The following is a 22847-nucleotide window of genomic DNA, read 5'->3' as shown; positions in this document are numbered from 1 at the left end:
ATTCCAAAATGTTGACAGTTATAATGGATACAATTGATGGTTTAAAGACCATGATTGCTGTAGCGCAAACGCATTCATTTACAACCGCAAGTGAACGGCTTGGGCTTTCAAAATCTCTGGTAAGCAAATACATAGCGCAGCTTGAACAACAGGCTAATGTGCGTTTGTTTAATCGCACAACAAGGCGCGTTGATTTAACAGAAGCTGGAGAAAAGTTTTACAACCACGCAGTGGTTTTATTGGAACAATATCAAGAGATGCTTGATATCACTCAAGCGATGCATGGCTCTTTAAGTGGAACCTTAAAAATTAGTGCACCTTTTGCTTTTGGCGAAACCAAGTTAGCACAAGTGATGCCTGATTTTATGGAAGCACACCCAGAACTTAATGTTGAGCTTAGTATGTCGAATGCCAGCGTAAATATGGTTGAAGAGGGCATAGATGTTCGCTTACGAGTTGGTCAACTCAATGATTCTTCCTTAATTGCAAGAAAAATAACGAGTTATCCATTAGTGATTTGTGCGTCGCCAGGTTATTTAAAAACCAATGGGCCAGTTCATACTCCAGAAGACTTATCTGGTCATACTTGCATAGTAGATAGCAATTATAGAATTGCTGCGTTATGGCCTTTCAAGCACCGGCATACAAAAGCTGACCACTTGGTTGAAGTTAAATCGCGACTCAGTGTTAATAGCCCTAGTGCTTCTAGAGAGATGGCAAAAAATGGAGGAGGTATTGTTATCTGTCCAATATTTGTTGTAGAAGAAGCGATTAAGAAAGGTGAACTTAAAAGGTTGTTACCTGAACATGACATTATGCAGTTCGATTTACATGCTGTTTACCCTCATCGAGAGTATGTAGCAAGAAAAGTAAGGGTATTTATTGAGTTTTTGAAAAGCAGGCTCGGGAATGTTTGTGTAAGAGGGAGTTATGTTGAAGCACTCGATCGCGCGGAACATCCCCAGTAAAATATCTTCAAGCACCTCGAAATTTGCGTTTCCAAGTCAGTTATAGGTTTTGATTTAAGTAAAGGTTGGAGGACATGGGAGGAAACTGAATCCCTCCCAAGCCTATTATAATATGGATTTAGGGTAGAGAGTTGCGTTTGCTAAAGTGTTCTCATAGACATTAAACACACCAACCCAGTTTTGAGAATCAACCTCAATCACGCCGTTGTCTTTGATTTTAGTCTTGAAATCTCGTAATGCTTGTTGGCTATCTCCGTAACTTATACCCGAATAAGACCAGTTTTGCATTGGCGCTAAGAGGTTACTTAGGGCATGTAGAAAACCGTTAGTTTGGCTGAGTGGTTCAAACAGTTCCATAGAATGGACCTTACCTGAATGATGAAGTTGTATACTCTGAGAGCAGCCAGTGATGTAAGACACTTTGTTTGCGAACCCAATCACCCGTAGCAGTGACGATTCATGTTCATCAATAAACTGATCAATACCGGTTTTTCCATCAAAACAAGGCATCATGTTTACTTTTAGTTGGGTGCTAAGCTCTGTACCAATTGACAGGCCTTCTAATTGCGCCCGTACCGAAGTATCACTTACTTTTAGGTTAACCGTTTGTACATTATTGTAATACTTTTTAAGAGAATCTAGCTGCTCGGCATTGATGAACTTATCTACCGAGACGTCTTCTTTGTTATGGATAAAACTGAAAATAGGCTGCTGTGGAATAAGTTCTATACGATTACGTAAATCAATAGGTAACAAGGAACGATTAAACTGATAACCAGTCAGTTTGTCATTTTGAAAAATGAATGCATTTTGTCGTCCAAGGAAGGCTATCTTAGTGGTGTTGTTAACAGGCCATAAAGCACTAAAATGGCCAACTTTATTCTCTGCGCTGGCATAACTAGCTCCAAGTTCAATGCCAAAAGGAGCTGTATGGGTCACAGTAACATCTTTGATTGAAAGCGGCATGATAGCTTTTGGTTGCCCTCTTAATTTAAGGGTAGTAGTCGTATCTAAGTCTAATTTACCTTGAAAATTGATAATTTTACTATGTAAACGATGAACATATTTTCTATTGATCTCAACAGCATTATTACATGACTTAACTGGCTGCAGTGATACGTACGAATTAACAAATTCCTTGTCATCATATTTAAAAGAAACATATTTAATCACGTAGTCACTGTTATGCTCATTCATTTTCGCTTGGATCTTTTCCAGAGTGAGCAGTTTCGCTTCTTCTTCAATTGTTTTTTGGGATTTTCCTCTTATGTCGGTATAAAGGGAAGAAACTCGAATTGTTTCGAGGTCCGGGTTGACAGTACACTCACTGCTTTGATGATATAAATTGGCTGCTTGAGAAGTGACACATACAAAAGGGAGACAGTAGATAAGAGAGGTTTTTTGCATAAAAATCATCCTTTTTCTTTTATCCTATGCAATTAAGAAAAAAATAACAATAGCTACTGATAAATATGAGAGAGGCAACGTGTAAAGTGTTTGTTTTATAAGGGGTTGTAGTGCGGTTTAGGGGAGTGATCAACTCCCCACAATTGTTACTTTTTCAATGAAATCGATTTGGCTTCGATATCAATTTTGCCTTGTTTGAATAGCCCACCAATGGCTTTTTTGAAATTGGCTTTACTGGTAGCAAAGGCTTTTTTGATTTGTTCTGGGTCTGATTTATCACCTAAAGGTAAATGTCCGCCGTTCTCGGTCAGAGCCTGCAAAATTTGCTCTCCTAAATCGACGACCTTACCCATGCCCGGCTTTTCTAAGACGACATCTATCTTCCCGTCATCTCGCACGCACTTTATGTAAGCCTTAAGTTGTTGGCCCACAAACAGTCGTTTATAAACCGTGTTGAAAAATACCACACCAAAGTGTTGTTCATTGATGATGACTTTGTAGCCAAGGTCGGTTTTAGCTGCAACGATGATGTCGACTTCTTCAAATTTACTGTAATTCGGTTCTGTCTTGTTAACAAACTTATTCAAATTGCTTGAAGCGCACAAGCGTTTGCTGGCATTGTCCAAATATAACCTGACAAGGTAGCTGTGACCCTCACGCATTTTAGGTTTTTGCTCATTAAATGGTGCAAGGACATCTTTATCAATACCGATGTCCATAAAAGCACCTACGGTAGACAAAGCTTTGGCACGAAGTAATGCAAACTGGCCGACTTGGGCTATTGGTGTTTTGGTGGTCGCTGTTGGGTGTCCTTGTGCGTCTTGGAAGATAAATACTTGAACACTGTCACCGGCTTCTAAATGATCTTCTAATTCTTGGGCTGGTAAAAATACTTCGCCTAGCTCTTTGCCATCTAAATAAGCGCCTTCAGCACATATTTCGCTGATCATTAATGAATTAATACTACCTAACATGATTATTCCTCCGTTGGCTTCGGCTTTGGCTTACGGCGCAGAGGTGTGTTACCGTCTACGTCAAATGGCGCAGGGATAGCCTTTTTAATTTTAGCTTTAGGCTTAGTTGTTTTCTTAGCTGCTTTTTTTGCTACAGGCTTGTTTATAATAGGCTTCGTTGCCTTAGGCTTTCTTGGTTTGAACCCTTTAAACTTAGCCTCAAGGCCTTCAATACTGTTGAATTCAAGCTCGTCATTTAAGTAGTTCTTTATAGCAACAAAGCTGTTCCAATCTTTGGGCCCGACTAAAGAGATTGCGGTCCCTTTGAAGCCAGCTCGACCCGTACGGCCAATACGGTGAACATATTCTTCAGCCTGTTTAGGTAGGTCGAAGTTAATAACATGAGTGACGCTTAATAAATCAAGACCGCGAGAAGCCACATCTGTGGTGACAAGTACTTTAAACAAACCACGGCTAAATGCATCCATAATATCCAGACGCTTATTCTGTGGTAAATCACCGGCTAACGCTGTGGCTTTTATACCTTGCGCAGCTAGTAGCTCGCTAATTCGAACAGTATCTGAGCGTGTCGCGGTAAAAATAATGCATTGCCCTACATCTGGTTGAGCTACGAAATGTTGCAGTAAAGCATCCTTGTGATCGAGGTGATCGGCAAAAAAGAGTGTTTGTTTGATATCACCATGTTGCTGATGTGCATCACTAAGTATGATTTTTTTAGGCGCGCGTAGCAGGTTGCGAGAAGTAACTTCGACCTGCGCGTGATCTAATGTCGCTGAAAATAACAATGTTTGGCGTAAACGGTGATTAGCTTCATCGTTTATCTTATTGAGTTGCTCAGCAAAACCTAGATCGAGCATACGGTCTGCTTCGTCAAAAATCAGCAACTCTAAGCCGCTAAGCTGTAAAGAGCGTTGTTCTAAATGGTCAGCTACGCGTCCAGGTGTACCTATCACTATTTGTGGGTCTTTTCGCAGTGCTTTGAGTTGATCATTGAAGTTTTCACCACCTAGCACTTTTACTACGCTGATACTTGTTCCTGCAATTAACAATCGACATTGAGTGAATACTTGCGTTGCCAACTCTCGTGTTGGGGCAATGATCAAAACACGTGGATCTCGTTTGCTGAGGGCTTTTTGTTTCATCACGCGATGCACGGCTGGCAATAAGAAAGCCAGAGTTTTACCTGAACCTGTTTTTGATTGTGCAAATACATCGTGCCCAGCAATTGCCGTAGGTACCGCTTGACTTTGGATCATCGTCGGTTGTGTGATCCCCTGATGAGCAAGTTGTTTTTCCAGGCGGGCCTCAATGCCTAATTCGGTAAAGTGCAAAGCGTTTTTCTCCAAAACTTAATTTATGATTAGCCGCCCATTATAGCAAAGCTATGTACTGCTCCGATAGCAATAAAGCGGTTTGTGTAATGGGTTTTTGCAATTAACGGGAAAATCCGTAAAATACGCGCACTAGCGCCGGATTTACGGTCCGGTTTGTGTGCTTCTAGCGTTGTGCTTAACGTGCGAAGCGAAGTAAAAGCTGAAAATTAGGAAAATTTTATGTCTAAGCCATTTGTGGTTTGTGCCATGTATAAGTTCGTGTCACTGCCTAACTTCGAAGAAATTCGTCAACCATTGCTCAATGTTATGGAGCAAAATGAAGTACGAGGTACTTTGTTATTAGCCGCAGAAGGTATTAACGGTACCGTTGCGGGTAAGCGAGAAAGTATTGATGCCTTATTAACTTGGCTTGATAAGCAGCCTGGTTTAGACAATATCGTATATAAAGAGTCATTTGACGAGACGTGTCCTTTTTATCGCACCAAAGTAAAGCTTAAAAAAGAAATTGTTACTATGGGTGTTGAAGGTGTTGACCCACTGAGAGTTGTAGGAAGTTACGTAAAACCAAATGAGTGGAATGCGCTGATTTCTGACCCTGAAGTTATGGTGGTTGATACTCGTAATGATTACGAAATTGAAATTGGTACCTTTAAACACGCAATTGATCCGAATACCAAAACGTTCCGTGAGTTCCCGCAATGGGCAAAAGAAAACTTAGACCCAAGCAAGCATAAAAAAGTAGCTATGTTCTGCACTGGTGGGATTCGCTGCGAAAAGTCAACAGCATACATGAAAGAGCAGGGCTTCGAAGAAGTGTACCATCTTGAAGGCGGCATCTTAAAATACTTAGAAGATGTACCAAAAGAAGAGTCGTTATGGGAAGGTGAGTGTTTTGTGTTTGATAACCGCGTTGCGGTAGATCACGATTTGCAAAAAGGTTCTTATGAGCAATGCCATGCTTGTCGTATGCCTATTACAGAAGAAGAAATGCAGCGTGAAGAATATATGGAAGGTGTTTCATGTCACCACTGCCATGATTCATTGACAGATGAACAGCGTGCTCGTTTTGCTGAGCGTCAAAAGCAAATGCAACTAGCTCAGGCGCGTGGTGAAGGTCATATTGGTCACGAAGCACAAGAAGTACTGCGCCAGCGTAAAGAAGCTAAACAAGCTCAGAAACAAGCTCAAAGAGCAAAAACAGCATAACCATATGTAAAGTATGATAAAAAAAGCCTCAACCTTGGTTGGGGCTTTTTGTTGCTTATGCAACCTAACGTTATGCGTTAGTATGGTTGTGATCTTGGGTGAAAGTTTGTTAGGCTAATTATGTCTCAAACAACAACAATAGATGGCGGTCATGGGGAATTTATTTTTAAAAGAACGCGAAAGTTGGTGGGTTTGGTGTATATGGGGAGTTATAGGCTGTGTGCTTAGTGCCTACGTACTCGTATCGACTAAACAACAACACTTAGCTTTTGTTGTACCCAGTCTATTAAGTGTTTTCATTACTGTTTGGATGAGTTATAGCAAGCGCTTTGAGTTTTTTCGGGCCTTTAAGGTTTTATTATTGGTCGTTGCAATTTCATGTGTTCCGTCACTGGCGGATATTTTTTTACCCCTAAATGAACTTGCAGTTGCTGCATTCAAAGCGGCTCTGGTTTTATTTTTCGTGGTTATTTTGTGCGTAATTTGTGCGTGGTTAGCAAAGCGACCAAAGCAATATTATTGAAATAAGCAAAAAATTCCCTTTCCCTCTTTACAGTCGCAACGAAAACCACTAATATGCGCGCCAACAACGGAGAGATGGCTGAGTGGTTGAAAGCACCGGTCTTGAAAACCGGCATACGTTAATAGCGTATCTAGGGTTCAAATCCCTATCTCTCCGCCACCTCATTCCCAAAACCGCCTTAACGGCGGTTTTTTTCGTTTGGAGGGCATTTATGTCAGCAGTAGTAGTTAAACACGCTAGTTTGTGGATTGTATTTGGCTTCTTTTATTTAAGTGGTCTAGAGATGGCATTGCGTTTGGCTATTGATGGTCAACAAGATCCTACCTTACTAAAAACCCTTGCTTTTACCTTTTTATATAATTTGCTCGCCGCACACTTAGTTACAAAATATGAAACCCTTTGGCCAATGTTAGCAGCCATTGTCATTAGCCTTACTGGGGTTGTGGGTTTTGGGTTTTATTTCACAGAGCGTCTAGTCGATTATAGCTTTGAGCTGGCTATTGGACTTGCGCTAAGCCTGCCTTTTGCGACGTTTCTTCTCCTACAAGTAAAAAAGCAACATCAGGATAATGCGACTTGATCGCGTTTAAACTCGTCTTTGGCTATGTTACACTGCGCCTCGTCTTTTAATAGAAACAAAAGTGAATTAACTTATGTCAGATTTATTTAATACAGATGCTGAAAAAGCAAGCTACGGTATTGGCTTACAAATGGGTGAGCAACTAAAAGCGAATCCATTCGAAGGTCTTAACTTGCATTCGGTGTTTGAGGGAATGAAAGACGCATACGCTGGAGACGCGTTCCGTGTTGAGATCCCAGAGATCCAAGCTGCATTTGAAAAAATCAATGCTGAAATTCAAGCTCGTCGCGAAGAAGAAGCGAAAGTATTAGCAGCTGAAGGCATCGCATTCTTAGAAGAAAACGCAAAGCGTGCTGAAATCACGGTAACTGAATCAGGTCTTCAGTATGAAATCATTGCATCAGGCGAAGGTGCAAAGCCTGCGGCTGATTCAAAAGTACGTGTTCATTACCACGGTACACTTATCAACGGTACTGTATTTGATAGCTCATACGATCGTGGTCAGCCAGCTGAATTCCCAGTAAATGGTGTAATCAAAGGTTGGACAGAAGCATTACAGCTTATGCCAGCAGGTTCGAAGTGGCGTCTATACATCCCACATGAGCTAGCTTACGGTGAGCGTGGCGCAGGTGCTGCAATTGCACCATTCTCAACACTTGTATTCGATGTTGAGTTATTGGACGTATTGTAATTTTCAATACGGTAGAGCTTCATTATTTTTTTGACTATTGAGTCAAATATACTGTAACAAACCAGTATATTCGAATAAAATGGAACTCGGTTTAAACGGCCCTTTAAGGGCCGTTTTTGTTATCTGCTCATAAGATAAAAAGCTCCCAAAGAAAGTACTGTTAACTTTGCCATATGTGTACTATTTAGACTGTTTTTTCAGTGTGATGAGTGTCCTGACGTAGCCGTGCTATTTGGTTAGTTATTTTAATAGAGGAATTATGGAACATACCATTAGACATGATATAACTCTGCTAGATTTTATAAGAGGGTGGGCAGCGCTGCTAGTATTCTTCCACCATGCTGCAATACTCGGTGGTGGGCCTAGTATACTGTCCGGATCAATCGGCCATGAAGCTGTAAATGCATTTATGTTAGCATCAGGCTTTTTAATATATTTTCAGTGTAGTATTAACAAGTCATATCAGAACTTATCTAATAGGGCTGGAGTTAAGAACTTTGCAATTAGGCGCTTTTTTAGAATCGCACCAGCTTATTACTTGTGTTTAGTGGTTGCACTTGTACTGGCCGAGTACCTAGGCCAATCAAGAGAGGCGATAGCACAAGTACTGCCTCATACGATGACGAGCATGGAAAGGTACTATATTTCAGATCCGATTGAAAACTTTTTAATGCATGTTACGTTTCTATTCGGCTTATTTCCTTCGTATGCCTTTAGTACACCGCTGCCAGATTGGAGTTTGGGCTTAGAAATGCAGTTTTATTTTCTGTTCCCACTTATCTTCATATTTCTTAGGAAAAACTTTGCATTATATTTAACTATACTTTTGCCATTAATGGTGGTGGTTTGGTTATTGACTAAGAAGTTTGGGATCACATATCAGATGCCAACCTTAATCGTTTTGAAATTCCATAACTTTGCTGCTGGAATGGCACTTGCTCATATTTTGCTGAACAAAGAAAAAGTTAGAAATAATCTGTATATAGTTGTTATTTCGTTGGTGTTCTTAGTTATATGCAATAAAAACTTTGTTATGGCATCGTTATTTTTATTCTGTTTGTGGTGGCTACGTGTGAGTGACTCTACATCATCAAACCCAGTATTTTCTTCGCTAAAGTTTGTTATAGACAATAAGTTAAATAAGTTTTTAGCGGATATTTCCTATTCGGTTTACATCGTGCACTTGATAATCATGCTACCATTTTTTGCAATAGTTTTAGACGCAGGAACTTTGGGTATTATACAGTGGGTGCTAAATTCAAGCATTCTGTTTGTGTTGGTTCTTCTAGTGTCGTTCGCAATGTATAAGTTTGTCGAAATCCCTGGGATTAATTTGGGTAAATACTTTATTAGTAAAGAAAAACAGTAACTCGTTGAACTTTAATTTAAACTGTATCTTTGAGTTGAAAGCCCAGCCTTGTGCTGGGTTTTTTGTTTTTAGGTGTTGGCATGTTAGACAATGATGCCGGATAGTTAGCTAGAACATCAGAAAATGCTTATTGACAAGGTAATGATAATTACGCATCATTAACCTTTTGTTAACATTGTGAGTGTGCAGGGTGTTAACTTTAATATTCAGTGCAGTCGCTGCTGAATTCTGTAGCAATGAGCCGCCTAAAGGCTGTACGGCTGTCGAGTAGTTAACATCGTTTTTTATAAACTATATAATCGAACAGCCACTTTTAAAGAGTGGCTGTTTTTATATTGACTGACGTTAGATACATCGAGCGGGTTTTGGTAAGCCAGCAATTTTTGTTGCCTGCTTGGCTGGTCCTTTAGGAAACAGCTTGTATAAGTACATACTATTGCCTTTATCTTCACCGAGTGCTTTGGCCATTGCTTTGACCAGCATACGAATGGCTGGGCTGGTATTGTATTCTTCGTAAAAGTCTCTCACGAAATTGATCACCTCCCAATGGGCATCGCTAAGCGTTATCCCTTCTTGCTCAGCAATGATAGGGGCAAGGTCTTTGTGCCACTGTGTATGGTCAAGTAAATAGCCCTGTTTATCGGTTTCTATGATTTGATTATTAAATTCCAGCATATGTTACCAAGTAATTGATTTTTTTGCGTTATCGATTAGCTCTACCCATTCAATATCATTGATTAAATTAAATTCGATATTACCTGTGATAGCACGTGCCAAAGCACAGTTTTCAAGCATATAGCGCTTATCCGACAAGTGGTTGTACGACGCGAAGTCATAACAGGCATCGCCAATGAGCAATAGTGCGTCATTACCTGCTATCAATCCGTCTAACTGTAAAGCACTATAGTAAGAGAGTGGTTTTGAAAATATATGTACAGTATTTATGTTCATAGGTTAACGACCATATCTTGTTGTTGCAGCAATGCTTGTTGCTGTGCCTTACTCAATACCGTGACAGGAATGCTCAATTGCTGGTGCTCAAGCTGGTACTTTTGCATTGCAAGCTCGCATACATACACCTGTTCAACGTCATATATTTCAAGGGCTTTAATGGTCTTGAAAAAATCTTTTAACCCTAAGTGTGCGGCTGACTGAGCGCTTTTAAGTGCAAGTAGGGCACTGTCGAGCAGCAACCATGAAACGTTTTGATCAATAGCAGCATAGATCAGTGTGGTATCTAATGCATCGCGAATGCGTAAGCCATCAAAAGGACTTGCGTTACTAATTATGAGGACATTTTTCATTTAAATTGCACCCATTTATCAGCTTTCGCGCTGAGCATGGCAAATTCTGCCAAACCAGCCACTTTAAATAAACCTGTATTGTTGATATCAATGGCTCGTTTTTCAGCCGCGGTCACACAAAGCATTAAAGGGATCCCAAGCTCTGATAATGTTTGCCAAACTTTTTTCACGTTAAGTTCGTCGCTTGCTAACTGTAATTGCTCAGATGCATGACTGACGGCGTCTTGATACAAAAAAATACAGTCAACTTGATGGCCGCTTTGCAAAGCGGCGTGTGCAAAGCGCGATAGGTTTTGTAAACAATGCTGATCTGCTACACCAGTATGAAGAGATAATACAAACTTGCTCAAAATACGCCTATAAAAAAAGCCCCATAATGGGGCTTAGTTTACCAGAACTTGCTGGTTAGTCATCACTTGCACCTAAAAGAGCCAGCAATGAAGTGAATAGGTTGTAGATATTAAGGTATAGGCCAACAGTGGCAAGCACATAGTTGGTTTCACCTCCGTTTACGATGCGACTTGTATCATAAAGGATGAAACCAGACATCAATAACACGATGGCTGCGTTTAATGCCATAAAGGCAATGCTGCTACCGATAAACAGGTTAACCAAACTTGAAATAACAACCACGATTAAACCAACTGTCAAAAAGCCACCCATAAATGAGAAGTCTTTTTTTGTCGTTAAAGCGTAAGCTGACAAACCAAAGAAAATTAACGCAGTTGACCCCAACGCTTGTGTAATTAGCATCCCACCGTTTGGCATTGCCGCATAGTGGTTAAGCAGTGGTCCTAAGCCAAAGCCCATAATACCAGTAAATAAAAATACTAAACCAATTGCAGAAGACGAGTTTGCCTTCTTGTGAATAACGAAAATTAACCCAAGACCGATTAGAGAACAAATAAGTCCTGTGAAGCGCGGAAGCGCCATTGTCATTGATATTCCTGCTGTAACAGCACTAAATGCGAGTGTCATTGCAAGCAGAAAATATGTGTTCTTTAGTACCTTGTTTGTTTCAACGGTCGACATTACCGGCTTAGCGGTATCGTACGAGTGATTGAACGCCATGGTTAAACTCCTTAATGAACGTATGTTCCAATAAATAAACTGGATTAAGATTACCAAGAGTTATATGGTTCGGCAAACATTGTCGATCAAATAGAGTATATAAATCCTTAAAAGTTCCCATTAGTGCGTTTTATTGCTTTACATTTGAACAAATGTGAGGTTTTTTGAGCACTTAAACACTTTTATGAAAAAAAAGCTTCACATTGACGAAAGGATTCCCTATTATTCGCCCCGCTGCGGAGAGATGGCTGAGCGGTTGAAAGCACCGGTCTTGAAAACCGGCATACGTTAATAGCGTATCTAGGGTTCAAATCCCTATCTCTCCGCCACTAAATTTTTTATATAGCATAACTGCTATATAACCGCATTCGGAGAGATGGCTGAGCGGTTGAAAGCACCGGTCTTGAAAACCGGCATACGTTAATAGCGTATCTAGGGTTCAAATCCCTATCTCTCCGCCACTATTCTTATGAATAGCAAGCCGCTGACTAGTCAGCGGCTTTTTTTTGTTCTCAGTTTGGCCAGGTTAGACCAAAGTCCACTTGTAGATATCTATAGATGCTTCAAGCTCAAGCAAGATGTATGAATTGAGACTCTATTAAATATGAAACAACAACTTGCTAAAAGTGTCGCACTATCATTCTTGTCACCATTGTTGACCGGCTGCGTGCTGGGTATATATTTTACTATTTCAAGTCATGGTGCAGGGGTGGGCGTTTTTCTAAGTTTACTTACAGGCGCCATTGTTAATGCTCATATTGTCGGCCTCTCTATGGCATTGTTTGTCGTGCCGGGCTATTTATTACTTTTTAGAGTGAACAAGGTCCATTACAGTGCGATATTAACATTAGGAATGCTCGGTGGTGCGATTTCTAGTTATCTGTTTGCAGCTCAGAGCGGCGCAGGGTTGGTCGTTAATTCAATCATGGCAACAATGGCAGCAGGCCTATTTTTGTATGGTCTGAGGCGTTTTGCATAACCACTTGCTCTATATTTAGCCAAGTAGCACTATATTTACGGATATTTAATACTTTTTCTCCAGAAAAGGTTTCATTTAATTGCCTGAAAGAGTACCTTAGACTTTTGTATGTTGTAACCGTGATTTATTAAATGCAGAAGCAAGATTTTTATCAGTCACTCGTGAAGCAAGCGCAAGCGTTAATCAGTGGCGAGAGCAATGTTATCGCTAATATGGCTAACCTTAGTGCCTTATTGTTTACTTCTTTAGAGGACATTAACTGGGCAGGATTTTACCTCGTTGATAGCCCTCAAGAGTTGGTTTTAGGCCCATTTCAGGGGAATCCTGCGTGTATTCGCATTCCCGTAGGTAAAGGGGTCTGCGGAACTGCAGCTCATTCCAAAGAAACTCAATTGGTAGACGATGTACATGCGTTCGATGGACATATTGCATGTGATGCTGCGTCGAACTCAGAAATAGTCATTCCTGTATTCAAAAATGGTGAAGTATTTGCCGTTTTAGATATTGATAGCCCGAGTTTAGCGCGTTTCGATGAAGCTGATAGGGAAGGTCTGCAAGCTTTAGTTAGTTGCTTTGAGTTGACATTATCGTGAAAGACTTGCTGAACGTACAAGATTACTTATTTTCAATCGCCGACGTGGGAGACTGGGAAGGTGAAGAGGAACATGTTGCTGAGACCTTGAATGAACTCATTCATTTTGCTTGGCAGCAAATACCAGATGATCTCGAATGTGAAATCATCGATAATTTGATAAACGGTATATGGGAACATCTTCGTGGTGATTTGGCTTTATTAGAAGCTGAGTTTGAAGAGTTAACAGACTGGGTAACACACTATATCCAATCATCTTTAGATGAACAGATGTCATAAATAGGTTCAAAAATGGAAACCACAAACAAGCTAAAAGATATTAATGAGGTACTGGATTTTCTATATTCAGAATTCCCTCAGTGTTTTAAACAAAAAGACGGCATAAAGCCTCTTAAGGTCGGTATCTTCAAAGATATCGCTGAGCGCATTGAAGGCTCAGATAAAGTGAGTAAAACTCAGGTTCGCCAAGCATTACGTAAATATACTTCTAACTGGCGTTATCTTGAAGCTGTTACCAAACACGAATTTCGCATTGACTTAGACGGAAACGATGCTGAAAAAGTAGAGCAAGAGCACATTGAACATGCTCAAAAAGCGCTTGAAGAAAGCCGAGCTAAAATGGCTAAACGTAAGAAGCCCCAGCGCCCTCGTCAGGATGGCGAAACAAAATCTTACAAAAAGAAAGGGCCAGCTCATCCCCGTTCAAGCGATAAAAACGCTAGAGTTAACAAAAAACCAGCACCACAACAGGCTAAACGCAGTTCAGGTAAAGTTGAACCATTGCCAGCCAATGAGGTCAAGGTTAATAACAAAGTAAAAGTTAAGTTAGGCCAAGCACTTGTTAATGCCACAATTACTGAAGTGAATAAAGATGAAGTTCACGTTGAATTAGTAACTGGCATGCAGGTTAAAACTAAAGCAGATAGCCTATACATCGTTTAAGGAGTTGTGCGTATGAGTAAAAAGTTGACACTCATTCCTGTTATCGCCGCGTTATTATCTGGAGCTACATTTGCATCGTCAAATACCGTGACTGAGAAGGATATTCCGGTGCTAGCACCTGAAGTCCAACATACAACGGCAAGCAAAAGAGTGACCAACTATTTTACTCGACAACACTATAAACGATTTCGTTTTGATGACGCTTTGTCGGAAGAAATATTTGACCGTTATATAGACTCGCTTGATTATAACCGTTCTGTATTCCTACAAAGCGACATTGAACAATATAAAAAATATAGTAAGCAATTTGACGACGCGATAAAAAATGGCAAGTTAGAGTTTGCTTACGAGCTTTTCAATTTAAGTATGAAGCGTCGTTTTGAACGCTTTCAATTTGCCATTTCTTTGCTCGATAGCGAGATGAAGTTTGATAAGCCCGATGTTTTTTTATATGACCGGGAAGATATCGAGTTCGCCAAATCTGAAAATGAGTTAGATGAGTACTGGCGTCAACGCGTTAAATCTGACGCGCTGCGTTTAAAGCTTACGGGTAAAGAATGGAAAGAAATCAAAGAAATTCTTACTAAGCGTTACAACAATACATTGAAACGATTAGTGCAAACAAATAGTGAAGATGTTTTTCAAGTTGTTATGAACTCTTTTGCGCGTAGCGTTGAAGCCCATACATCTTATCTATCTCCACGTCGTGCTGAACAATTTAAAATGGACATGGACCTTGAACTTGAAGGGATCGGTGCTGTTTTAGGCTACGATGAGGACTACACAGTTATTCGCTCATTAGTCCCAGGTGGCCCAGCGGATAAGTCTGAAAAAATTAAACCGGATGATCGTATTGTTGGTGTGGCTCAAGACAAAGAAGAGTTCGTCGATGTTATTGGTTGGCGCCTTGATGACGTGGTAGATCTGATTAAAGGTCCAAAAGGCACTAAGGTAAGGTTGCAGTACCTCAAGGGTTCAGACACGCACGGTACACCAAAAGTCGTTGAGATTGTTCGTGACAAAATTCGTTTAGAAGACCGAGCAGCTAAATCAGAGATATTCGAAGCTAAATACTCTGATTTAACAAGCAAAATTGGTGTGATTGAAATTCCAAGCTTTTACAATAATCTCTCTAAAGATGTGAAAGTAGAGCTGACCAAACTAAAAGAACAAAAAGTAGATGGTATTGTTATTGACTTGCGCCAAAACGGTGGTGGTTCTTTATATGAAGCTACTCAGTTAACTGGTCTATTTATTGACCAAGGACCAGTGGTTCAGATCCATACGGCGTATAATCGTGTTGAAGAGCAAAAAGACCGAGATGGTATTACGTTCTACGATGGCCCTATGACAGTATTGGTAGATAGATACAGCGCTTCAGCATCAGAAATTTTTGCTGCTGCAATTCAAGATTATGGACGTGGTGTAGTCATTGGTGAACAAACTTTTGGTAAAGGAACGGTCCAGCAGCACCGCGGGTTGAGTAAAAATTATGATTTATTCAGCAATGCGCTAGGCAGTGTCACTTACACAATCGCTAAATTTTATCGAATCAATGGTGGAAGTACACAAAATAAAGGTGTAGTACCAGATATTCTGCTACCTTCAGCAATTGACCCAGAAGAGTGGGGAGAAAGCCAAGAAGATAATGCGTTACCTTGGGATAGCATTAAGCAGGCACAATATAACACTTTGGACAACCTAAAGCCTGTGGTTCAGTACATACAGTCTAAGCACGCAGCGCGTGTTAAAAGTGAGCCAGAGTTTAAATATGTTTATGATGATATAGCTCGTTATAACGAACAAAAAGACGATAAGAAGATTTCTTTGGTTGAGGCAGAGCGTTTAAAAGAGAGAGATGAAGCTGAACAGCGCTCTTTAGCTCGTAACAACGAGAGATTAAAAAGGCTCGGTTTAGAGCAAGTCGAAAAGCTGGATGACTTACCAGAGGTGATTTCAGAACTCGACCCCTATTTAGAGGAAGCGGCACTGATAACCCAAGACCTAATTTCCTTTGGCCGTTTAGCAAAGAATGATGTATAAATATTATTCAACACGAAGTTAAAAGGCGCTTAGGCGCCTTTTTTGTTACGACTTCGCTGATGAATTTGCTATGATTCACGCCAGTTAATCTACGAATAACAATTTATAGCAATTATCACGACCTAAGGTTGTGCGTAAAATAATAATAAGCATGAATATCATGCATAGGAGAGTTCAGTTTGAAGCAACCTAAACAACCCTCATTTTTTGACGCGTTTTTACCCATATCAGTTTTAGTCTGTTTACTCGGCGCAGCTGTTTATCTTTATGGTGATAATTCGTCATCCGGCCCCAACCAGATAGCTTTACTATTCGCGACTTTTACGGCTGCACTAATAGGTTTGAAAAACGGCTATACTTGGAAAACCCTCGAAGAAGCAATGATCAAAGGGATCACGTTATCACTTGGGGCAATCTTGATCTTACTCATGGTTGGAGCTTTGATAGGAACTTGGTTGTTATCTGGTACAGTACCAACACTTATTTATTATGGCTTGCAAATCATCAGTCCAAGCTGGTTTTATGCGGCAAGTTGCCTGATCTGTGGCATTGTTGCGATGAGTATAGGTAGCTCCTGGACAACAGCGGCCACTATTGGTGTCGCCTTGCTCGGCGTTGCCACCGGTTTAGGGTTAGATCAGGTTGTAACTGCTGGTGCAGTCATTTCAGGTGCATATTTTGGCGATAAGTTAAGTCCACTATCCGAAACAACAAACTTGGCTCCCGCAGTCGCAGGAAGTGACCTTTTCGAACATATTCAACACATGCTATGGACGACTGTACCGAGCTTTGTGATTGCGTTGATAATATTTACTTTTATGGGTTTCAGTGCAGATGTAAATAGTGATATAGGTCGCATTGAAGAGATAGTTAGTATTTTACAAGGAAATTTTAATATCAACCCTGTGATGTTGGTTCCTCTGTTGGTCTTGCTTGGACTTGCTTTTAAGAAAATGCCAGCATTTCCAGCTATCTCAATTGGAGCAGTAGTCGGAGCCGTATGGGCTATGCTATTTCAAGGCGAGCTTATTCAAAGCCAAATTGATGCGTCACAAGGTCAGCTAGTCGGTTACTTTAAACTAGTTTGGGCTACATTTTATCAAGGTTTTACAGTAACAACTGGTGATGCCAAGATGGACGACTTACTTAGTGGTGGTGGCATGTCTAGTATGCTAACTACGACTTGGTTAGTTATGACCGCATTGATGTTTGGCGCCATTATGGAAAAAACGGGACTCCTTGAGATATTTGTCCGTAGTATTCTAAAAGTAGCCAAGAGCACAGGCTCTTTGATTGCCTCAACAGTTGCAACCTGTATTGGAACCAACATTATTGCAGCAGATCAGTACATCGCAATTGTTGTTCCAGGCCGTATGTTTAAAGAAGAATATAAAAAGCGTGGCTTAAAACCAGTAAATTTGTCACGTACCCTAGAAGATGGTGGCACGATAACAAGCCCACTGATCCCTTGGAATACTTGCGGTGCATACATGCAAAGTGTTTTATTGATTAATCCATTTGACTATGCGATGTATGCATTCTTTAATTTAATAAATCCTTTGCTGGCGGTCATTTATGCGTATCTAGGCATTAAAATATTACGCATAGAACCCAAACAAGCAGAGCAGAGCGCTTAATTTTACCGCCCCGCTAGCTCGGGGCGTTTTTTTGAGGACATATTATGGAAACCAAACCTCAAGCTAAGTATCTAAAAGACTACACAGCACCTAGCCATCAGGTCGAAAAGTTAGAACTTACCTTTGACTTACACCCAACACAAACCTTAGTAACGGCACAGGCTAAATATCTTGCACTCGAAGCACAAAGAAGCCTTACCTTAGATGGTGTTGATTTAAGATTAATTTCTCTTAAAGTTAACGGCAAAAGTTTTGATGACTATCATGCCAATAGCACACAGCTAGTACTCAACAACCTGCCAAGCGAATTCGAATTAGAAATAGTAACTGAAATCTCACCGCAGACTAATACCGCTTTGGAAGGACTTTATTTGGCTGGCGGGGCATATTGCACACAATGTGAAGCTGAAGGATTTCGCAAAATTACTTACTTCCTAGACCGTCCAGACGTTTTAACCGTATATACAGTGACAGTCATTGGTGATCAGTCCATGCCGTTCTTGTTGTCGAATGGTAACAAAATTGCGCAAGGAACTAGGGAAGACGGCCGTCACTATACAACTTGGCATGACCCATACAAAAAGCCTAGCTATCTATTTGCTCTTGTTGCTGGTGATTTCGACGAACTAAAAGATGAATTTATCACTTGTTCTGGCAGGAAGGTTGAGCTTGTGCTGTTTGTGGACAAGGGTAACCTGTCAAAAGCGCCCCATGCAATGGCATCTTTAAAAAATGCCATGAAGTGGGACGAAGAACGCTTCAACCTTGAGTATGACCTTGATATTTATATGATTGTCGCTGTTGACTTCTTTAACATGGGAGCAATGGAAAATAAAGGCTTGAACGTGTTTAATAGTGCTTGTGTACTTGCGAATCAGCAAACTGCAACAGATAGGGACTACCACACCATAGAATCAATTGTGGGTCATGAGTATTTTCATAACTGGACCGGCAACCGTGTTACCTGTCGAGATTGGTTTCAACTTTCGTTAAAAGAAGGCCTTACTGTATTTAGGGATCAAGAGTTTAGCAGTGATTTGGGATCGCGCGGCTTAAACAGAATTGATGCGGTCATGGCGATGCGAATGCACCAATTCGCAGAAGATGCTGGACCGATGGCGCATCCAATTAGACCTAATAAAGTTATTGAAATGAATAACTTTTATACTGTTACTGTTTATAACAAAGGTGCAGAAGTTATTCGTATGATGCATACCTTATTAGGAGAGCAAAATTTCCAAAAAGGTATGCAGCTTTATTTTCAACGTCATGATGGTCAGGCGGTGACTTGTGATGACTTTGTCGCGACGATGCAGGAAGCGAGCAAGACTGACTTGACTCAGTTTAAGCTTTGGTACGAGCAAGTTGGTACACCTAGCTTGAAAGTTGTGACTTCATTCAATGAAGAGCAAAGCCATTATGTATGTACGATCACTCAGCAAAATGCTAAGCACGACCCAATACAAAGTCCCTTACATATTCCATTTGCGATTGAATTACTGGATAAAAGCGGTAACACGTTACCACTTATCGTTAATGGCGAGAGTGTTTCTAAGGTCATTAATTTGACCCAAAAGGAGCAAACAATCGTCTTTGAAAAGATCTCTGAACGTCCTGTTGCGGTATTACTTGAAGACTTCTCCGCGCCTGTTATCGTCAATTATGATTATCAACTTGGGGAGCTTATTCATATAATCGCACATGCAAGTAGCGATTATGCGCGCTGGGAAGCGGCACAGCAGGCGTTTACATTGCAGGTGAGGGAAGCTGTTACAAAACATGAGCAAGGTCAGCAGATCATACTATCCTCAGAATTACTTGATACATTCGATAAGTTATTACGTGAGCGTGAGGGAGATTTAGCCCTTTTGGCCGAGCTGATCAAAGTGCCTAGTTTTGACACGTTAGCAACAGCATTTGAGCAGGTACCAGTTGATGCCCTAAACGAAAGCATAGCTCAGTTTGAACTATCTATTGCCAACACGCTAAATAGTGCACTAAAAGATGCATTTATGGCTTGTGCAGAAAATGGAGAACTGGGTCACGAGGCTGTATCAGCTCGCGCATTGAAAAATACTTGTCTTTACTATTTGGCAATATGTGCGGATGAGCAAGTATATGAGTGGCTAGAATCCCATAGAATGTCAGATAACATGACCTTAGTATTAGGTGCACTTAAAGCTGTACTTAATGCGCAATTGGACAGCTCAGCAACAGCAATGGCCGAATTTGACTCGCGATGGCGCCACGATTTATTAGTGATGGATAAGTGGTTTTCTTTGCAAGCAACTAGAAAAGGTGACGATGCCATTGAGCACATTTACCATTTATATACACACCCATGCTTTGATAAAGCAAACCCAAACAGAGTGCGAGCTTTGGTTGGGAGTTTTGCCAGAAGTAACCCTGAACAATTCCATCGTATAGACGGCAAGGGCTATGAACTGTTGGGTGATCTACTGATTGAGCTCAACGCTATTAACCCGCAAAATGCATCGCGTATGATAACGCCATTTATGTCATGGAAGCGATTTGACTCGCGGCGTCAGCAATTAATGAAAGCTCAATTGGAGCGTTTGGCCGATATGAGCGATCTAAGTGACGACTTATATGAAAAAGTAGACAAAGCACTGAGCTAAACATACAAATGCAAGAGTATTTTTTTTCAATATATCTGACTTATGACGAATGTATGAAATATTACAAAGGCTATTACAAATATATTCAAGTTACCGAGGATGGCGGAAAAACGATCCGCTTTCCTGCAGTACACATTCGCAAGTTTGTTTCATCGCTAGGTATAAGAGGGCGCTTTAGGTTATGTCTAGATGGCCAAAATGGCTTTGTTTCGCTTGAAAAAATTGCTTAATCCGAAAATTTAACACTGTCACATTGTATTTTTGTTAAATGGGTTTGTTATAAACTTAAATTACGTGTTATAAATTATCTGGTAGGACGTCTTACCAAGAGTAAAATAGCGCCCTAAACGCTGAAAAAGCACCGATTGAACGCGTTCCATTTGTAATTTTGATAATTCGCTTCTATCGTTACGACAACAAAAAACAACAACTTGATTAGAAAATACCCGCCAGAAGGGGGAGAAATAATGATAAAAAGATCGCTTTTTGTGAAGAACAAAATCATGCTCGGTCTTAGTGCAGCTGCTTTGTCGATGAGCAGTGCACCTTTACTTGCTGCAAGCTTTCAAGTCGGTGATTTTGATATCACGTTTGATTCTACATTTTCTTACGGACAGAGCATTCGTGTAGAAGATAGAGATTTTCAGTATATAGGTAAGAGCAATCACCCTATGTTTGATTGGTCTGGCTATAACGCATTGACTGGGAATACTGTTTATAGCTCAAGTGAGGTTTGGGCAAACCCAGGTGCTTATTCAAATAATGGTGATGCTGGTAATTTAAATTTTGATTCAGGCGAGACCTTTTCACAGCTTGTTAAAGGCACACATGATTTAGCGATTAGTAAAGATAACTATGGTTTCTTCTCGCGCTTTATGTACTTTTATGACTTTGCCATGGAAGATGGTGATTTCGCTTATAACAACCCAGTATCGGGTAAAAAAGTCGATCCATGTTCATACGATGAAACAAAAGAGCAGGTCTGTTCAGATTTCCGTTTATTAGATGCGTTTGTGTGGGCCGATTTTGATCTTAATGATGGTAAAAATCCGTTATCAGTTCGTTTAGGTCAGCAGGTAGTAAACTGGGGTGAGAGTACTCTAATCAGTCATGGTATTAATGTTAACCCAGTTGACATAGACCGCTTGAAAGCTCCTGGCTCTGAAGTAAAAGAGGCATTTATTCCTGTCGGCATGCTTTGGGCATCACTAGGAATCACAGAAAATATTACGTTGGAAGGTTTTTACCAATATGACTGGCATGAAACACGCTTGCCAGCTTCGGGGAGCTACTTTTCTACCAATGATTTTGCTTCAGCAAATGGTTTTTCTCAAAACGTACAGTTAGGTTTTACTTCAAACCCAGATATTGATCTTCAACATTTGAGCGATTCGCTTAATGCTTTACAAGCTACTTGGTTGGGTGCATTGACGGCACAGGGCCTTGATGTGACGCAAGAGGGAGTAACGAGCAGTCAATCAGCACAAAAGCTGTTAGCGCAAATGTATCTGGCTTATCCTACAAAAGTAGCTCTTAAGGGCAAAGGAGGCGCGGGTAAAACTGAACCAGACGATGGCGGTCAATATGGTCTGCGTTTAGGTATCTATTCACCTGCACTAAATGATACCGAGTTTGCGTTTTATTACATAAATTATCATAGCCGCAGGCCACTAATTTCAGGTAAGGCTTCGAATTTCACTAATGCTGGAGTCGCGCAAGACCTTGCTTATATTGCAACTAATACGATTACTGAAGATAACATCACAAATCTAAATGCTTTTACGCAAGCGAAAATTGTCTATCCAGAAGACATTAAACTTTACGGTTTGAGCTTCAATACTGCGTTAGGTGAAACAGCATTTTCTGGTGAATTTGCGTTTCGTGAAGACGAACCTCTTCAAATCGATGATGTAGAGTTACTTTATGCCGGTATGGTAGAACAGCTAGCTTATGCAGGACGTCGCGATGACTTTGCAGGCTTATCTCAGTTGAGTGAAGGTGACACGGTAGCGTATGTGGAGCCAGGAGATGTAGCACAGGGTTATATTTTAAGAGATACCCTGCAGGCTCAATTTACCGCGACTCATCTATTTGGCCCATCATTAGGTGCAGATAGCTGGGCACTTGTTGGTGAAGTAGGTGCCGTGACTATCAAAGATATGCCTACTTATGATCAGCTTCGTCTAAACGTCTCTGGTACAGGTCGTAGTGGTACGATTGAAGGTATTTCAGGTAAGAGTTACGATTTGTTGCACCAAGCTGTTTCAAATGGTCCTGAGGTCAACCCATTCCCGACATCATCGGCATGGGGTTATCGATTAATCGCAAAGGGTGAGTTTAACAACCTGTTTTCAGGCGTTAACTTTTCACCAAAAGTTGTTTTCTCCCACGATGTAAACGGTATTACACCTGATCCAATGTTCTTGTTCATCGAGGATCGTAAGTCGTTAGGGGTAACTTTAAATTTCAATTATCAAAATGCGTGGTCGTTTGACGTGGGCTACAACACGTTCTGGGGTGGCGGTGCCACCAACACATTCGCAGACCGTGATTTTGTCTCTTTTAACATCAAGTATTCAATTTAAGGG

General features: G+C 40.7%; 22 protein-coding genes and 3 tRNA genes. 17 read left to right on the top strand and 8 right to left on the bottom strand.

The features are described from left to right. Nucleotides 1–23 precede the first annotated feature (23 nt). On the top strand, nt 24–968 hold the full coding sequence (locus BIW53_RS05230) for a LysR family transcriptional regulator (RefSeq protein ID WP_070990815.1): 945 nt from the start codon (nt 24–26) through the stop codon (nt 966–968). Nucleotides 969–1073: 105 nt separating this feature from the next. Here BIW53_RS05230 and BIW53_RS05225 read toward each other — a convergent pair whose 3' ends face one another. The 3 genes from BIW53_RS05225 to BIW53_RS05215 all read right to left on the bottom strand — a co-directional run bounded on the left by BIW53_RS05225 (nt 1074) and on the right by BIW53_RS05215 (nt 4680). Next, nucleotides 1074–2375 (bottom strand): hypothetical protein, encoded by a 1302-nt coding sequence (locus BIW53_RS05225; protein WP_139158780.1) that lies wholly within the window; start codon nt 2373–2375, stop codon nt 1074–1076. A 146-nt stretch (nt 2376–2521) separates the two neighbouring features. Beyond that, nucleotides 2522–3349, bottom strand: coding sequence for a CvfB family protein (locus tag BIW53_RS05220; protein WP_070990813.1), 828 nt, complete (start codon nt 3347–3349; stop codon nt 2522–2524). A 2-nt stretch (nt 3350–3351) separates the two neighbouring features. Then, nucleotides 3352–4680 carry a DEAD/DEAH box helicase gene (locus tag BIW53_RS05215; RefSeq protein WP_070990812.1) on the bottom strand — a complete coding sequence of 443 codons (1329 nt, stop codon included), beginning with the start codon at nt 4678–4680 and terminating at the stop codon, nt 3352–3354. A gap of 222 nt (nt 4681–4902) precedes the next feature. Here BIW53_RS05215 and trhO point away from each other — a divergent pair, with 222 nt between their 5' ends. From trhO to BIW53_RS05185, 5 genes are all read left to right on the top strand, one after another. Continuing rightward, entirely contained in the window at nt 4903–5889 is a 987-nt protein-coding gene (gene trhO / locus BIW53_RS05210; RefSeq protein ID WP_070990811.1) for an oxygen-dependent tRNA uridine(34) hydroxylase TrhO, read from the top strand. 591 nt (nt 5890–6480) lie between these two features. Beyond that, nucleotides 6481–6571, top strand: a tRNA-Ser gene (locus tag BIW53_RS05200). Nucleotides 6572–6623: 52 nt separating this feature from the next. Further along, complete coding sequence (locus BIW53_RS05195) at nt 6624–6992, top strand: hypothetical protein (RefSeq protein ID WP_070990810.1); 369 nt, start codon at nt 6624–6626, stop codon at nt 6990–6992. A gap of 73 nt (nt 6993–7065) precedes the next feature. Beyond that, nucleotides 7066–7683, top strand: coding sequence for a BamJ family beta-barrel-assembly machinery protein (bamJ, locus tag BIW53_RS05190; protein ID WP_070990809.1), 618 nt, complete (start codon nt 7066–7068; stop codon nt 7681–7683). A 259-nt stretch (nt 7684–7942) separates the two neighbouring features. Further along, nucleotides 7943–9052 carry an acyltransferase family protein gene (locus BIW53_RS05185; protein WP_070990808.1) on the top strand — a complete coding sequence of 370 codons (1110 nt, stop codon included), beginning with the start codon at nt 7943–7945 and terminating at the stop codon, nt 9050–9052. A 345-nt stretch (nt 9053–9397) separates the two neighbouring features. Here the strand turns inward: BIW53_RS05185 and BIW53_RS05180 are convergent, their stop codons facing one another. From BIW53_RS05180 to BIW53_RS05160, 5 genes are read right to left on the bottom strand one after another with little or no spacing between them, the layout of a single operon-like run. Further along, nucleotides 9398–9727, bottom strand: a complete 330-nt coding sequence (locus tag BIW53_RS05180) for a TusE/DsrC/DsvC family sulfur relay protein (protein ID WP_070990807.1) — start codon at nt 9725–9727, stop codon at nt 9398–9400. 3 nt (nt 9728–9730) lie between these two features. After that, a complete protein-coding gene (locus BIW53_RS05175) occupies nt 9731–10003 on the bottom strand; it encodes a hypothetical protein (RefSeq protein ID WP_084228073.1) in 273 nt (90 codons plus the stop codon). Further along, nucleotides 10000–10356 (bottom strand): sulfurtransferase complex subunit TusC, encoded by a 357-nt coding sequence (gene tusC, locus BIW53_RS05170; protein ID WP_070990806.1) that lies wholly within the window; start codon nt 10354–10356, stop codon nt 10000–10002. The genes BIW53_RS05175 and tusC overlap by 4 nt, the downstream gene beginning before the upstream one ends. Next, nucleotides 10353–10706, bottom strand: a complete 354-nt coding sequence (gene tusD, locus BIW53_RS05165) for a sulfurtransferase complex subunit TusD (RefSeq protein ID WP_070990805.1) — start codon at nt 10704–10706, stop codon at nt 10353–10355. Before tusD ends, tusC begins: the two co-directional genes overlap by 4 nt. A gap of 55 nt (nt 10707–10761) precedes the next feature. Continuing rightward, nucleotides 10762–11427, bottom strand: a complete 666-nt coding sequence (locus BIW53_RS05160) for a Bax inhibitor-1/YccA family protein (protein ID WP_070990804.1) — start codon at nt 11425–11427, stop codon at nt 10762–10764. A gap of 238 nt (nt 11428–11665) precedes the next feature. Here BIW53_RS05160 and BIW53_RS05155 point away from each other — a divergent pair. The 11 genes from BIW53_RS05155 to BIW53_RS05105 all read left to right on the top strand — a co-directional run bounded on the left by BIW53_RS05155 (nt 11666) and on the right by BIW53_RS05105 (nt 22844). After that, a tRNA-Ser gene (locus tag BIW53_RS05155) sits at nt 11666–11756 on the top strand. 41 nt (nt 11757–11797) lie between these two features. Next, a tRNA-Ser gene (locus BIW53_RS05150) sits at nt 11798–11888 on the top strand. 143 nt (nt 11889–12031) lie between these two features. Next, nucleotides 12032–12406 (top strand): hypothetical protein, encoded by a 375-nt coding sequence (locus BIW53_RS05145; RefSeq protein WP_070990803.1) that lies wholly within the window; start codon nt 12032–12034, stop codon nt 12404–12406. A gap of 131 nt (nt 12407–12537) precedes the next feature. Then, nucleotides 12538–12999, top strand: a complete 462-nt coding sequence (locus BIW53_RS05140; RefSeq protein ID WP_070990802.1) for a GAF domain-containing protein — start codon at nt 12538–12540, stop codon at nt 12997–12999. Then, nucleotides 12996–13277 carry a hypothetical protein gene (locus BIW53_RS05135; RefSeq protein ID WP_070990801.1) on the top strand — a complete coding sequence of 94 codons (282 nt, stop codon included), beginning with the start codon at nt 12996–12998 and terminating at the stop codon, nt 13275–13277. Before BIW53_RS05140 ends, BIW53_RS05135 begins: the two co-directional genes overlap by 4 nt. A gap of 12 nt (nt 13278–13289) precedes the next feature. Further along, the gene (gene proQ, locus BIW53_RS05130; RefSeq protein WP_070990800.1) at nt 13290–13940 is read left to right on the top strand and encodes an RNA chaperone ProQ; all 651 of its coding nucleotides are present in this window, start codon (nt 13290–13292) and stop codon (nt 13938–13940) included. Nucleotides 13941–13952: 12 nt separating this feature from the next. Continuing rightward, nucleotides 13953–15983 carry a carboxy terminal-processing peptidase gene (gene prc / locus BIW53_RS05125; protein ID WP_070990799.1) on the top strand — a complete coding sequence of 677 codons (2031 nt, stop codon included), beginning with the start codon at nt 13953–13955 and terminating at the stop codon, nt 15981–15983. A gap of 179 nt (nt 15984–16162) precedes the next feature. Next, entirely contained in the window at nt 16163–17620 is a 1458-nt protein-coding gene (gene nhaC, locus BIW53_RS05120; RefSeq protein ID WP_070990798.1) for a Na+/H+ antiporter NhaC, read from the top strand. A 44-nt stretch (nt 17621–17664) separates the two neighbouring features. Beyond that, the gene (gene pepN / locus BIW53_RS05115) at nt 17665–20259 is read left to right on the top strand and encodes an aminopeptidase N (protein ID WP_070990797.1); all 2595 of its coding nucleotides are present in this window, start codon (nt 17665–17667) and stop codon (nt 20257–20259) included. A gap of 8 nt (nt 20260–20267) precedes the next feature. Next, entirely contained in the window at nt 20268–20489 is a 222-nt protein-coding gene (locus BIW53_RS05110; protein WP_070990796.1) for a DUF2835 family protein, read from the top strand. A 237-nt stretch (nt 20490–20726) separates the two neighbouring features. Next, nucleotides 20727–22844 carry a DUF1302 domain-containing protein gene (locus BIW53_RS05105; RefSeq protein WP_070990795.1) on the top strand — a complete coding sequence of 706 codons (2118 nt, stop codon included), beginning with the start codon at nt 20727–20729 and terminating at the stop codon, nt 22842–22844. Nucleotides 22845–22847 lie beyond the last annotated feature (3 nt).

Source organism: Pseudoalteromonas byunsanensis (genome assembly GCF_001854475.1).
Taxonomy (GTDB): domain Bacteria; phylum Pseudomonadota; class Gammaproteobacteria; order Enterobacterales; family Alteromonadaceae; genus Pseudoalteromonas; species Pseudoalteromonas byunsanensis.
Note: the sequence above shows the minus strand (reverse complement) of the source record. Positions and strands in the feature narration are given on the sequence as shown.